General features: G+C 57.1%; 13 protein-coding genes. 2 read left to right on the forward strand and 11 right to left on the reverse strand.

What is annotated here, in order from left to right; genetic code table 11:
• Positions 1-95: 95 nt before the first annotated feature.
• The 5 genes from A6M21_RS16510 to A6M21_RS16535 form a co-directional block, all read right to left on the reverse strand.
• Positions 96-305, reverse strand: coding sequence for a DUF951 domain-containing protein (locus A6M21_RS16510; protein WP_427854644.1), 210 nt, complete (start codon positions 303-305; stop codon positions 96-98).
• Positions 306-316: 11 nt separating this feature from the next.
• Positions 317-1,168, reverse strand: a complete 852-nt coding sequence (locus tag A6M21_RS16515; protein ID WP_242868897.1) for a mechanosensitive ion channel family protein — start codon at positions 1,166-1,168, stop codon at positions 317-319.
• 14 nt (positions 1,169-1,182) lie between these two features.
• Positions 1,183-2,562, reverse strand: coding sequence for an aminopeptidase (locus A6M21_RS16520; RefSeq protein WP_066671370.1), 1,380 nt, complete (start codon positions 2,560-2,562; stop codon positions 1,183-1,185).
• A gap of 372 nt (positions 2,563-2,934) precedes the next feature.
• Positions 2,935-3,564, reverse strand: a complete 630-nt coding sequence (locus A6M21_RS16530) for a CvpA family protein (protein ID WP_066671375.1) — start codon at positions 3,562-3,564, stop codon at positions 2,935-2,937.
• Positions 3,565-3,634: 70 nt separating this feature from the next.
• The gene (locus A6M21_RS16535; RefSeq protein ID WP_066671377.1) at positions 3,635-4,696 is read right to left on the reverse strand and encodes a YkvI family membrane protein; all 1,062 of its coding nucleotides are present in this window, start codon (positions 4,694-4,696) and stop codon (positions 3,635-3,637) included.
• 121 nt (positions 4,697-4,817) lie between these two features.
• Here A6M21_RS16535 and yyaC point away from each other — a divergent pair, with 121 nt between their 5' ends.
• Positions 4,818-5,420, forward strand: a complete 603-nt coding sequence (gene yyaC / locus A6M21_RS16540) for a spore protease YyaC (RefSeq protein WP_066671380.1) — start codon at positions 4,818-4,820, stop codon at positions 5,418-5,420.
• Between the two features lie 96 nt (positions 5,421-5,516).
• Here the strand turns inward: yyaC and A6M21_RS16545 are convergent, their stop codons facing one another.
• Entirely contained in the window at positions 5,517-5,747 is a 231-nt protein-coding gene (locus A6M21_RS16545) for a YkuS family protein (RefSeq protein WP_078060823.1), read from the reverse strand.
• 122 nt (positions 5,748-5,869) lie between these two features.
• Complete coding sequence (locus A6M21_RS16550) at positions 5,870-6,511, reverse strand: phosphoribosyltransferase (RefSeq protein WP_066671385.1); 642 nt, start codon at positions 6,509-6,511, stop codon at positions 5,870-5,872.
• Between the two features lie 133 nt (positions 6,512-6,644).
• On the opposite strand from A6M21_RS16550, the gene larC reads away from it, so the two are divergent.
• Positions 6,645-7,829: a nickel pincer cofactor biosynthesis protein LarC gene (larC, locus tag A6M21_RS16555; RefSeq protein ID WP_066671388.1), complete on the forward strand. Its 1,185-nt coding sequence runs from the start codon at positions 6,645-6,647 to the stop codon at positions 7,827-7,829.
• 213 nt (positions 7,830-8,042) lie between these two features.
• Here larC and A6M21_RS16560 read toward each other — a convergent pair whose 3' ends face one another.
• The 4 genes from A6M21_RS16560 to A6M21_RS16575 form a co-directional block, all read right to left on the reverse strand.
• Positions 8,043-8,747, reverse strand: a complete 705-nt coding sequence (locus A6M21_RS16560) for a DUF554 domain-containing protein (protein WP_066671390.1) — start codon at positions 8,745-8,747, stop codon at positions 8,043-8,045.
• A 33-nt stretch (positions 8,748-8,780) separates the two neighbouring features.
• Positions 8,781-9,650, reverse strand: coding sequence for a ParB/RepB/Spo0J family partition protein (locus tag A6M21_RS16565; RefSeq protein WP_066671398.1), 870 nt, complete (start codon positions 9,648-9,650; stop codon positions 8,781-8,783).
• The gene (locus tag A6M21_RS16570) at positions 9,643-10,404 is read right to left on the reverse strand and encodes a ParA family protein (protein ID WP_066671400.1); all 762 of its coding nucleotides are present in this window, start codon (positions 10,402-10,404) and stop codon (positions 9,643-9,645) included. Before A6M21_RS16570 ends, A6M21_RS16565 begins: the two co-directional genes overlap by 8 nt.
• A gap of 192 nt (positions 10,405-10,596) precedes the next feature.
• Positions 10,597-11,775: an RNA-guided endonuclease InsQ/TnpB family protein gene (locus tag A6M21_RS16575; protein WP_242868898.1), complete on the reverse strand. Its 1,179-nt coding sequence runs from the start codon at positions 11,773-11,775 to the stop codon at positions 10,597-10,599.
• Between the last annotated feature and the right edge of the window lie 452 nt (positions 11,776-12,227).

Genomic DNA, 12,227 nt, shown 5'->3' on the forward strand with positions numbered 1-12,227 from the left:
AGTAGCTGCTTCTTACCTCCTCGGAATATTTATTCAGGGACAGGCTAGCATGAAAATGTTAAGCCATCATTTTGAAAAAGTTAAAATACGGTAACTCAACCGGGCAAATTTCCCCCGCCCGGTTTGACCACGGCGCGCACGCTTTTTTCGAATTTCGGCCGGGGCAGCATGAGCACCCGGCCGCAGGTCAGACATTTGAGACGGAAGTCCACCCCCGTGCGCATTATTTCCCACAGGTAGCCCCCGCAGGGGTGCGGCTTGCGCATTTTGACCACGTCACCGGCGTTGTATTTGACCAACTGCATAAAATCTCTCCTTAACCCCGCCCGGTCATGCCCACCACTGCCAGCTGCGGCGCCTTAACGCCTTCCCGGTCAAATGTTTCCTTCGCCCGGCGGCGAATTTCCCTTTCCACCGACCACTGCTGCATCGGCCTGGTTTTGGCCACCAGGCGGAAGGTCATTCCCTCCGCGCCCAGGCCGACCACACCGAGCACATCCGGCCCCTCCGTGATCACCGCGGCCATATCCGCCGCCACCGCCCGGGACACCTCCTGCAGCAGAGCCATGATCCGGTCCGGATCCTCCTCATATGCCACCCGGATATCGACCTGTGACTGCATACTGCCCCGGGTATGGTTGGTCACCTGTTTGATCTGCCCGTTGGGCACGATGTGCAGTTCGCCGCCGAAGTCCCGCAGCCGGGTGATGCGCAGGCCGATTTCTTCCACTGTGCCGCTGACCCCGGAGGCGGTAATATAGTCGCCCACGGCAAACTGATCTTCCAACAGGATGAAAAAACCGGTAATGATATCGCGCACCAGGTTCTGGGCGCCGAAGCCCACCGCCAGGCCGACCACCCCGGCGCCGGCCAGGATGGCCTCCACCCGGACACCGAACATGCTCAGCACGGTGACCAGGACGACAAAGTAAACGCTGTAATGCAGCACGCTTTTCAGCAATGTGCGCATGGTCTGGGCGCGGCGGCTGTTCATTACGCCCGGCCGGTCCTCCCCCGTGCTGAAAAAGCGGTTGATGGCGGCGTCGCCCAAATGCATGGCCACCACCGCCAGTACAATGAACAGGATTATTTTGATCCCCTTGCCGGCCAGATCCGGCCAGTTGATCTGCACCAGCTGGGTGACAAAGGTCTGCCAGGCAGCATGCATTTGTCCGGCCCCCATCAGGCCCCCAGGAAGGCCAGGTAGGCACGGTAGGCCATATAGATGTCCGCCTTGCTGGCCACCTCAAATGGCGAGTGCATACCAAGCAGGCCTACGCCGCAGTCCAGCACATCCATGCCGTAATCAGCCAGCATGTAGGCAATGGTGCCGCCGCCACCCTGATCCACCTTGCCCAGTTCGCCTGTTTGCCAGATTACGCCGGCCTGGTTGAACAGGCGCCGCACAAAACCCATGTATTCGGCGTGAGCGTCGTTGGCCCCGCTTTTACCGCGCGAACCGGTGTACTTGTTTAATACCACCCCGTGCCCCGGCCGGGATACATTCAATTTATCCGACACGTCCGGATAATTCGGATCAAGCGCGCCGTCCACATCGGCCGAAAGCGCCCGGGAGTTGTACAGGGCGCGCCGCAACACCAGATCGCTGTACTGGGGCTGCGTACGGCCGGCCAGTTCGGCCACAAAGTTGGCCAGCATGGCCGAGTGCATGCCGGTATTACCCACGCTGCCGATCTCCTCTTTATCGGCCAGCAGCACCACCGCCGTACGTCCGGCGGCCGGCAGGCCGGCAACCGCCTGCAGTGCGGTATAGGCACAAACCCGGTCGTCCTGCCCGTAAGCGCCGATCATACTGCGGTCCAGTCCGACATCCCGCGCCGGCCAGGCCGGCACGGCCTCCAGTTCGGCGCTGATCAGGTCTTCCTCCGTCAGCCCGTAATCCCGCTGTAACTGGTCCAGCACCGCCTGCTTCACTTTTTCCTTCACTTCGGCCGCAGTAACCGGTATCCCCCCCACCAGCAGGTTTAAGGCTTCCCCTTTGATGGCCTCGCTCATCTTCTTCTCCATCTGATCCTTGGCCAGGTGGGGCAGCAAATCGGTTATGGTGAATACCGGATCCTGTTCATTCTCCCCGATCACCAGCGGCAGCACCTGCCCGTCCCCCCTGACCACCACGCCGTGCAGGGCCAGGGGCATGCTCACCCACTGGTATTTTTTAATGCCGCCGTAATAATGCGTTTTGAGCAGCGCCAGTCCGTTTTCCTCATAAAGCGGCCGGGGTTTCAAGTCCAGCCGCGGCGCGTCCACATGGGCGCCGACGATGTTCAGACCCTTTTCCAGCGGCTCGCTGCCCACCACGGCCAGCAGCATAGCCTTGCCCCGCACCACGCTGAAAATGCGGTCGCCGGGATTCAGGCGCGGCCGCTCTTCCAGCGCGGCAAACCCGTTGTTCCGGGCAAAGCCCGCCGCCCACTGCACGGTTTCCCGTTCCGTTTTGGCCATGCTGATAAACTGCCGGTATGCTCCGGCAAAGGCATAGGCCGCCTGCCGCATCCCGTCATCCATCCGTTCCCAGGCGCCGGCTGTTTTAAGATCATCCATGAAAAAATTCCCCCCAATTTATTTTTATTGATTTCACCCCGGGTACGGATTCCCGTTTGATCCGCCCCGGGCGGTTCCCGGCGGTACGGCCGTAAAAACAACGGCGGCACCGTTTTATTACACTGCCATTATTATGACCACGCCACCCGCCGGTTACCGGGCCGTGTCCGATCCACATCCTGTGCCGGCTGGAAAACCGGGCCAGTTTTTGCTTCCAACTGACCTCTTCCGCCTGCCGGCATGTTCCCGGCGTCCCGGCCGCACCCCGCCATTGCACCGGGCGGCTACGTTTACCGGGCGGTTGTATTGAAAACGTACCGGGCCGGCCCGGTTGTTGGTGCGCCGGCGCTTCCCCGGCCGTTGACTGTATGCCTACAAATAGGTGATCAGCGGTACGCGCGTTACCGGGAGACGGCGCAGTGCCTGCCACAGGGGCATGGCCAGACGGGAATTGTGCACCCCCTGGATGAACCACGACTGCTGTGCGCCGCCGGGCAGCGCGGCGGCTGCTTTTTGCAGCGGCATGAGCAGGGCCAGCACAACCAGCACCAGGATCAGGCCGCGCAAAACGCCCAGCGCCAATCCACCAGCCCGGTCGAACGGACCGATAAAGCTCATCCTGGCCGCGCGGGCCGCCGCGTCACCCACCATATGCACCAGGGCATTGACAATCAGAAAAATGCAGACGAATGCGGCCAGCTCAACTATTTTAGCGGCCAGCGAAGATTTCAAGCCGGCCAGTTGCGTTTGCACGCCGGGAGCCACCGCCGGCGCCGGATAATGGGACAGGCCCGGCAGGGCGGGCAGCCAGGCGTTCACCCGTGCGGTCAGATGCCAGTGTTGATCGGCCAGGACGGCCAGCAGCGGGTAATAATGAAAGGCGGCCGCCAGGCCAAGAAAAAGCGCCAGCAATCCGGCTACCCCGGCCACCAGGCCGGTATGCAGCCCCCGCCAGGCCGACCAGACTACTACGAGCAGAATCAGTACATCCAGCCAGTTCATATAATTTCACCTGCCTTATTTTTCCCCTTTGGTTACCTTTTCTGCACCGCCGGCAAATTCCCTGCCGGCTTTACAAACGCCGGCGCCGTAATTCCCGGACCGGCGCCAGCAGCAGCGCCAGCATCAGCACCAGTCCGGCATAGCCGAAGACCGGGTAGAGGATTTGCACCAGACCGGCAAAGTTAAGCCGGGCCAGCGGATACACGGCGGCAATGGTCAACAGGCCCAGCACCCGGTAGGGCCATCCCCCGCGGGGAGCGAGGCGGCTGGCGAAACCGTGCACGTTGGCTATGGCCGTGGTTAATATGGCCAGCCAGATCAGCAGGCCCAGTCCATGCTGCCACAGGCTGCCCAGTTGCCCGGCCACAAAAAGCAGGGGTACCTGACAACCGGTAATGGCCGGGTAAAACGCCAGTCCGGTCAATGTGATCAACAGGCCCAGCAAGCCGAGCAGCAGGCCGCCGGCCAGCCCGCCCAGCGCACCGGCACGTCCGGGGACGTGCGCGCCAAGCGAGGACAGCATTGCCACGGGCACAATCATATTATATGATACATATAGAAGGGCCGACCAGGCCCAGTAAAATGATGCTTTTGTCCCCGCGACGGGATCGATTTGTGGAATTTTGATTCCATGTACATGCAGGGACAGCGTGCAAACCAGGATCAGAATGATGATCTTTACCGGCACCACCACCATATTGACCAGTGCCACCCCCTGCAACCCACCCAGTATGACCGCTGCGGTGATTATTGCAGCCGCCGCCGCACCGGTCATCGGCGCCAGGCCGATCTGCTCGTGCAGCACCGCCCCGCTGCCGGCCAGCATCACCGCCAGACCCCCGGGCAGCATGAACAGGCTGACCAGGTCAATGAAGCGGGCCAATTTTTCCCCCATCAGCAGCGGCAGGAGATCGGCATAACTGCCGGTTCTCCGCGATGTACTCAGCGTCATGAGAATTAACCCCAGATAGCCGAAAATTAATCCGGACAAGATCATCCCGGCCAGCCCGCGTGAACCGAATTTGATGAAGAACTGCATGATTTCCTGTCCGGAGGCAAAGCCTGCACCGATCACAGTGCCGGCATAAAGAGCGATTATTTTAAATACCAAAGCGGTTTTGTTTTCTGGCAAAAGGCACCACCCCCGATCTATTTTATGCCCGGACAAAGACAAGCTGACCAAAAAACAGGAATAATCCAGCCTGATCAAGGGCATAAATATACTAGTTATTGGTAATTCGGGGGGGAACACCATGGCATCCTTAAATCAGGCGCAAGCCGGGCCAAATACCGCTAAGACCAGAATTCACATAGATGATCAACTGGCCGTGGCCAAGTTCAGTTGGGATCTGCTGGATCGCCTGGAGCGCTATGATCCGGCCGATTGCCGGCCCAAAATCCTGCTCTGCATTGGTACGGACCGCTCGACCGGAGACAGTCTCGGCCCGCTGGTCGGTTCAAAAATGGCCGCCGTAAACCAGGATTTTTTTATCGTTTACGGAACACTGGATCAACCGGTCCACGCCAGCAATTTAAAAGAAAAACTCATTGACATTTGCCGGCAATACCACAACCCTTTTATTGTGGCCGTGGACGCCTGCCTGGGCAGTATTGAAAATGTCGGCTGCCTAAATATCGGCAATGGTTCCCTGCAGCCCGGCGCCGGGGTGAACAAGAACCTGCCGCCGGTCGGTGAGATTCATATCACCGGCATTGTTAACGTGGGCGGTTTTATGGAATACATGGTGCTGCAAAATACCAGGCTCAATCTGGTCATGCGCATGGCTGACACAATCGTGGAGGGACTGATGCGCACGGTGGAGCAAATGGACCGGCAAAAGGCCTGTCAGCTTTAATATCCGGACCGCTCCCGGAACAATGGCGGTTCGTCAAGGAACAAAGAGGACGGTGCTCCTACCGTCCTCTTTGTTTATTCAGCTATGTTTTTCTGGTCAACTTATTTCCTGAATCCGGGACAGCACTTCCCGGGGCGTTTTGCCGGACGCTTCAATCACAACCGCCCGGCTGGCGATGTCCTGCCTATTCATCATGTTATTGTCCAGTCCGGTGACCACGATCGCGTCGGCGGTGCCCGCCCCGGCCGGACCGGTCACTTGATAGCCGTTTTCCAGCAGCAGGTCACGCACTGCCGCCAACCCGTCCTCGACTGCGATTTTCTTCATTGTCATCCCCCTTGTGACTGATTTTTAATCTGCTCCATACTTTCGAATTCCGGCCCGAGTATATTATGCGGGCGGCGGTACTGATTTATGCCGCCGCGGCCGCTCATGAACGGCTGATTATTTCATTCCGGACGGTGTTTTTGCAGCAGCCGGATCACTTCCCAATCTTCCGTCTGGTTAAAGTTATCGTAGTATTGACCCACGGCTTGAAAATCATCCGGTATAAGCGGACAAACCAGGCGGTCAACCTCTTGTTCCAGCCTGGCGGCCGTTTCCTTCGGCGCCACCGGTACGGCCAGGATCAACTCGGGCGGCGCAAATTGCTTCCGGACGAATCTCAGCGCTGCCAGCACGGTATAGCCGGTGGCCACACCATCGTCGACCAGGATAATCTGCCGTCCGTGGTAGGCGGGATAATCCGGCCGCCCCCGGTATAGCTCCATCCGCCGCTTGATTTCAGCCACCTGTTCCCGGACCAGCGCCGACAGTTCGTTGCCGCCAAGGCCCAGCCAGGCGAGCAGTTCCCGGTTGACCGCCAGCGTACCGTCCTGCGCCACCGCTCCCAGCGCCACTTCCGGGTTGGCCGGTACGCCGACTTTGCGTGGTATGACCAGGTCCAGCGGCAGATTATATCTGTCTGCAATTTCCGCCCCGACCACCACCCCGCCGCGCGGAATGGCCAGGACCACGGCGCTGTTTTTAATCACCGTCTTCAACGCCGCGGCCAGAATCCGTCCGGCGGCGGCACGGTTTTGATAACGCATGACAACAGACCTCCCGCATGGTTGATATTTACAGCCGGTTGACTTTTTCCCACCGTTATTTTAAAATGCCCATGGCAGCGGCAATAGGGATTATCCTTTACTTTGGCTAATCTAAACCGGGGACTGGTGAATTATGAATGATTCAATAATTTATTTCGACTGTTTTGGCGGCATCAGCGGCGATATGGCGCTGGGCGCCCTGCTTGATGCCGGCGCGAGTGAGGTTTTGCTCAGGGAACAATTGCGATTGCTTCCGCTCGACAGTTGTACGCTGCATGTTTTTGAGACCAGGCGGCACGGTATCCGTGGTTTGCGAGTGACGGTCGAGGTAAGCGGCGATCAGCCGCACCGCCGCCTGACAGATATTCTGTCCTTGATCAATAACAGTGGTTTGAGTGAACGGGTAAAGCACAACGCGGAAAAAATATTCCGCCGGCTGGCCCTGGCTGAAGGGCGCGTGCACGGGATTAGTCCGGAAGAGGTGCATTTTCACGAGGTGGGCGCCGCCGATTCGATTGTGGATGTGGCGGGGACCTGTATCGCCCTGGATTTACTGGGCGCCGGTCAAATCTACTGTTCCCCCCTGCCGGCCGGTCATGGCACGGTACGCTGTGCGCACGGCCTGCTGCCTGTTCCCGCGCCGGCCGTGTGCGAGTTGATGCGCGGCCTGCCGGTGCGGGCTTATGATGTGGCGGGCGAACTGGTCACCCCCACCGGCGCGGCCATTGTTTCTTCACTGGCCTGTTTCAGCACCCCGCCGGAGATGTACGCCGGCCGGCCCGGTTACGGCTTCGGCAGCAATGATTACGGTTTTCCCGGTTTTCTGCGTGTCATCCGCGGATCAGCCGGCGGCGGCGTCAACCGCGAAACTGTTTTTGTTATGGAGACTGACATTGACGATATGAACCCGGAATTTTTTCCGCATCTGGACAACCTGCTGCGAACGGCCGGCGCACTGGATGTTTTTTTAACCGCCGAAATTATGAAGAAAGGCCGTCCGGGCACCCGCCTGACTGTAATCGGGCCGCCAGGCCGTGAAGACGAACTGGCCGACATTGTGCTGCAACACTCCTCCAGCCTGGGCGTACGCTTACGCCGTGAATTGAGAAAAATACTCCCGCGTAAATCTTTGACAGTGGACACTCCTTTGGGCCGGGCGCGGGTCAAAATTGCTTTTTTCGCCTCCGGTTGCCACCGTGTAACGCCGGAATATGAGGACTGCCGGCGTTTGGCGCTGGATCATAATCTCCCCCTGGCGGCTGTTTACGAGCAGGTCCGCCGGGCCGGTGAGGCGGCGGCCGGCCAATGCACCCGGTAAAGGGCGGCTGCGGGCCGGTGGCTCCGGCCCGCAGCCGCTGCTTTGCCGCATACGGGGCCTTCTTTTACCGGTAAAGAGACAGTATTTTGTGCGCCGGCCGGTTCCGGCAGCCGTTTTCAGGCTGGTAATAATTTGCCGTTCCGGAACTAATGTCAACCCGGTTTAATTGCCATCAACCGCCGGCTGATTTTCCGGTTCAACCGTTTCAAATTTTCAATGCAGCAGCGTCGGTAAGGGCAGGCTGTGCACTCCCCAGGCAAGCAGGGCGGCAAAAAGAATGGCCGGCAGCAGGTTGCCCACTTTTATTTCCTTGATGCCGAGCATGTTTATGCCGATGCCCACAATTAAAAGGCCGCCGGTAGCTGTTATTTCCGCGATCACCGGCGGGGAGAGTATCCCTTTGAGCAGTGCCGCGCCCAGTGTGATCCCCCCTTGATAAAGCAGGACCGGAATTGCGGAAAAAATCACTCCCACCCCCATGGTGGAAGCGAAAAAGATGGCCGTCGTTCCGTCAAGCATTGATTTGGCGAACAAGGTGGCCGGTTGGCCGGTCAACCCGTCTTGAATGGAGCCCACCACCGCCATGGCACCCACGCAATAAATCAGGCTGCTGGCCACAAAAGCCCGGGCAATACCGTTTCCGTTGCCCCCCAACCGTTTTTCCAGGTAACAGCCGGCCTGATTCAGTCTTTTTTCAATATTGATCATTTCCCCGGTTATCCCGCCTAGCACCATACTGACAATAACAATCAGCGGGCTTTTTGTCTGCATGGCCATCTGTAAACCGATCAGCACGATGGTCAGCGATATGCCTTGCATCACAGTCTTTTTAACCGGACCGGGAATTCCTTTTTGTAACAAGCAGCCCAGTACGGTGCCGGCGACAATAGCAGCTACATTGGTAATGGTGCCGATCATTTTTTCACCCCGTAATGTTTCACGTGAAACATTCTACTGGACCAGAATATTGATGATTTCATCAAGATGGGCCCGGCTGTTATAGCTGATTTCAATAACCCCCCGGCCTCCTTTTCTCCTTCTGATACGCACAGTGCTGTTTAAAATGCCGTTCAACATGCCTTCCATGGATTCAAAATCCGGATCGTCACCACCGGCGCTGTTTTTAATTTTTTCCTCGCCGGAAGAAGCTTTATCGGGGGCAATGCGCTTGCGGACCAGTTCCTCCAAATCCCTGACCGACATACCGGCGGCCACCACATCACTGGCCACGGCCGCCTGATCCGCCGCCTGATCAAGAGCAAGCAGGGCGCGCGCGTGACCGGCGCTGATCCGGCCGTTATAGAGCAGTTCCTTGACTTCGGGGGGCAGGGAAAGCAAGCGCAGACTATTGGCGATAAAGGGACGGCTCTTCCCCACCACCCGGGATATATCCTCCTGGGTCAGCTTATACTCATCCATTAAACGGCGGAAGGCCATCGCTTCTTCCAAAGGATTGAGATCCTCGCGCTGAATGTTTTCAATCAATGAAATGGCGGACGCTTCCACCTCATTGTAATTCCTGATCACAGCCGGAATAAACTCTTCCTGCAGAGCCACACAAGCACGCCAGCGCCTTTCACCGGCAATCAGTTCATAACCGCCTTCATCCAACGGCCGGACCACCACCGGTTGGACAACCCCGTGTTCACGGATCGAATCGGCCAGTTCCTTTAATTTTTCTTCATCCAGGTGCTGCCTGGGCTGCCTGGGGTTGGGGTGAACATCAGCCACCTTGACCTTTTCCAAACGCTCGTCATCAATATTCCCCAACACGGGAATCAAGGCGTCCAATCCGCGGCCGAGGCCTCTTTTTTTACTCATCGCCAATCACTTCCTTAGCCAGTTCCTGATATACCTCAGCACCCCTGGAGCGGCGGTCATAAATCATAACCGGTTGACCGTGACTGGGCGCCTCACTCAACCGGATATTGCGCGGTATGATGGTGCGGTATACCTTGCCCCGGAAAAATCTTTTAACTTCATCAACCACCTGAATACTCAAATTGGTACGGCCGTCAAACATGGTCAACAATACACCTTCCAAAGCCAAACCCGGATTCAACCGCTGCTGTACCAGTTTGATACTGTTCATCAACTGTCCCAACCCTTCCAGGGCATAAAATTCACACTGAATCGGAATAATCACCGAACCGGACGCGGTCAGGGCGTTCAACGTCAACAAGCCAAGAGAAGGCGGACAATCGATAATAATAAAATCAAAATTGTCCAGCACCGGTGACAGGGCATTTTTTAAAAGCATCTCCCGGTTGCTCAAACCAACCAGTTCAATTTCCGCACCGGCCAGTTCTATGGTGGCTGGAACAACCAGTAGACCGTCGATACCGGAAGGACGCCAGACAAGCTCAACTTTTTGCCCGCCAATCAACAAGTCATATATGCAAAAATCCAGCTGATCCTTATTGATGCCAAGGCCACTGGTGGCATTCCCCTGCGGATCGATATCCACCAGCAATACCCGCCGCCCCATCAGGGAAAGCCAGGCGGAAAGGTTTACCGCCGTGGTGGTCTTGGCAACACCTCCTTTTTGATTGGCTATAGCAATCACCTTGCCCAAATTTCAGCACTCCTTCTCCTGACCTTTCGTGAACCTCCTCCGGGACAAGCCCGGATGCTTCTCCGCGAAGGTTTCTCATGTCATCGGAATGCTGCCCGCTTAAACGCAGGTCTTATGCTTTCCTCGTGAGCTACATCCCGGCATTTGCCGGGAGGCCCGGTCCATGGGCGTCTACTACTCATCGTAGATACGTTAAGCCGCTCTTTTCGGCGCTAACACCTTCGGCCGCAGGTAGTCCACCGTCACAGGCAGCTTGCGTCCCTTGGTGAATCCGCCGTTTACGGATTTATCCAGGATACCGCTCGCTCCCAGTACATCCCGGTGGATGCCGGTGAAACCGCAGGAAGCATTGCCGCACCGGTACACACGCCCGGTTTGTTTGGTGTATTCCCCGCATACCGGGCAAGTGCCGGATGTGCCGCACTCATCCACCGGTATCAGTTCGATGCCGTGACGCTTGAGCTTGTATTCCAGCAGGCCACGCAGTTTGCCGAAAGCCCACTGGCCCATGCGCTGGTTGTGCTTTCTGCCGCAGTCCTTCTTGCGCACGCCTTCCGGGTTGCCGATGTAGACCGTATTGACGTTCCTTTGCAGGCACCAGCGGGCGGTGTTAGCGGATATGGTGTGCAGGATATGAGCTAACCGCCGCTCAAGCCAGTTGAGGAAGCGGTACTTTTTAACCAGCAGCCGTTTGCGTTTCCGGGAACCTTTTTTGGTTTTGGAGATGGCCCGCTGGAATTTGCGCAGTCCCTTGTTTCTCAACCGGTTGAATGACCGGAGCAGCCTGCCGCTGATTACTAAGGCATCATTGCCGCCGGTGATGGTCACGGCATGCACTTCGCCCGGGTCAATGGCCGCGGTAACGTCGCCCCGGACTTTTATCAGGGCCGGTTTTTCCACCGTTACGTGCAGCCAGTATTGGTTCCGGTGCCAGACCAGTTGCGCTTGATGGATTGCGGTGCCGACAAGTCTTTCCGGCAGTTTTACAATAAGTGGTTCCCTGCCTCGCCCGTTGGAAAGTCTCAGTATCCGCCCCATACGGGCAATGCCGGGTTCTTTCCAGATGACCGTGAAAAACCTTTTTCGGCGGTAGGGATACTTCCAGTCGGCGCCGCCTTGTGCATGCAATTCCCTGGTACGCTCGCAACATTCGTAATAGGTTTCCACCACCGCCTGCACCGATTGGGAATGGATGCCGTATTTGCCTTTAAGCAGGCTTTTAAGCGCACCCTCTTTCAGCCAGTAATGATACCTGCCGTATACCGTGCGGTGAATGTTACAGGTGGCGTTCCAGACTTTAGCCGCTTCCATCTGCAGGTTGCGGGCTAAAGTGATTTGCTCCGGGTTAAGATGTAATGGGAATTTTTCCACCAGAATGTACACGGGTTGTTCGATGGGGGAAGATTTTAGCTTTTTGACCGCATTGTTTTTGCACCGGCTTATTAGGTTTCACCTCCCTCCGGCAAATGGTTTGTTTTTCCTTCCATGGTTTAATTATACCATAGGAGCAAGTGTTTGGGCATATTTATCGCCCTATCGGGCGATGCCCCGCTCGATCCACCCCACAAGGAGGTGGGTTTTCAGGGGCGAGTTTCTATAAATAATTTATTCAACAGTAAAGCTGGCAATCCTGCACACCACAGGATCACATTGGCACCCGGCCTTAAAACAAGATAATCGGGTAGGGTAGCGCCGCAGAAATTTTCTGCGGCGTTATCCCTCTCACAGAACCGTACGTACGGGCCTCGTATACGGCTCCTGATAAACCTCAGTCACTTCTCATAGAAGTGAGACAAAATCCCGACGTTGTACGAAGCCAGATT

The sequence above is a fragment of the Desulfotomaculum copahuensis genome, from assembly GCF_001655685.1.
Lineage (GTDB): Bacteria > Bacillota > Desulfotomaculia > Desulfotomaculales > Desulfovirgulaceae > Desulfotomaculum_G > Desulfotomaculum_G copahuensis.

What these genes read in the sequence shown, in the direction of transcription:
- A6M21_RS16510 (WP_427854644.1), bottom strand. Translation starts at nt 305, where the DNA reads ATGCAGTTGGTCAAATACAACGCCGGTGACGTGGTCAAAATGCGCAAG.
- A6M21_RS16515 (WP_242868897.1), bottom strand. Translation starts at nt 1,168, where the DNA reads ATGCATGCTGCCTGGCAGACCTTTGTCACCCAGCTGGTGCAGATCAAC.
- A6M21_RS16520 (WP_066671370.1), bottom strand. Translation starts at nt 2,562, where the DNA reads ATGGATGATCTTAAAACAGCCGGCGCCTGGGAACGGATGGATGACGGG.
- A6M21_RS16530 (WP_066671375.1), bottom strand. Translation starts at nt 3,564, where the DNA reads ATGAACTGGCTGGATGTACTGATTCTGCTCGTAGTAGTCTGGTCGGCC.
- yyaC (WP_066671380.1), top strand. Translation starts at nt 4,818, where the DNA reads ATGGCATCCTTAAATCAGGCGCAAGCCGGGCCAAATACCGCTAAGACC.
- A6M21_RS16545 (WP_078060823.1), bottom strand. Translation starts at nt 5,747, where the DNA reads ATGAAGAAAATCGCAGTCGAGGACGGGTTGGCGGCAGTGCGTGACCTG.
- A6M21_RS16550 (WP_066671385.1), bottom strand. Translation starts at nt 6,511, where the DNA reads ATGCGTTATCAAAACCGTGCCGCCGCCGGACGGATTCTGGCCGCGGCG.
- larC (WP_066671388.1), top strand. Translation starts at nt 6,645, where the DNA reads ATGAATGATTCAATAATTTATTTCGACTGTTTTGGCGGCATCAGCGGC.
- A6M21_RS16560 (WP_066671390.1), bottom strand. Translation starts at nt 8,747, where the DNA reads ATGATCGGCACCATTACCAATGTAGCTGCTATTGTCGCCGGCACCGTA.
- A6M21_RS16565 (WP_066671398.1), bottom strand. Translation starts at nt 9,650, where the DNA reads ATGAGTAAAAAAAGAGGCCTCGGCCGCGGATTGGACGCCTTGATTCCC.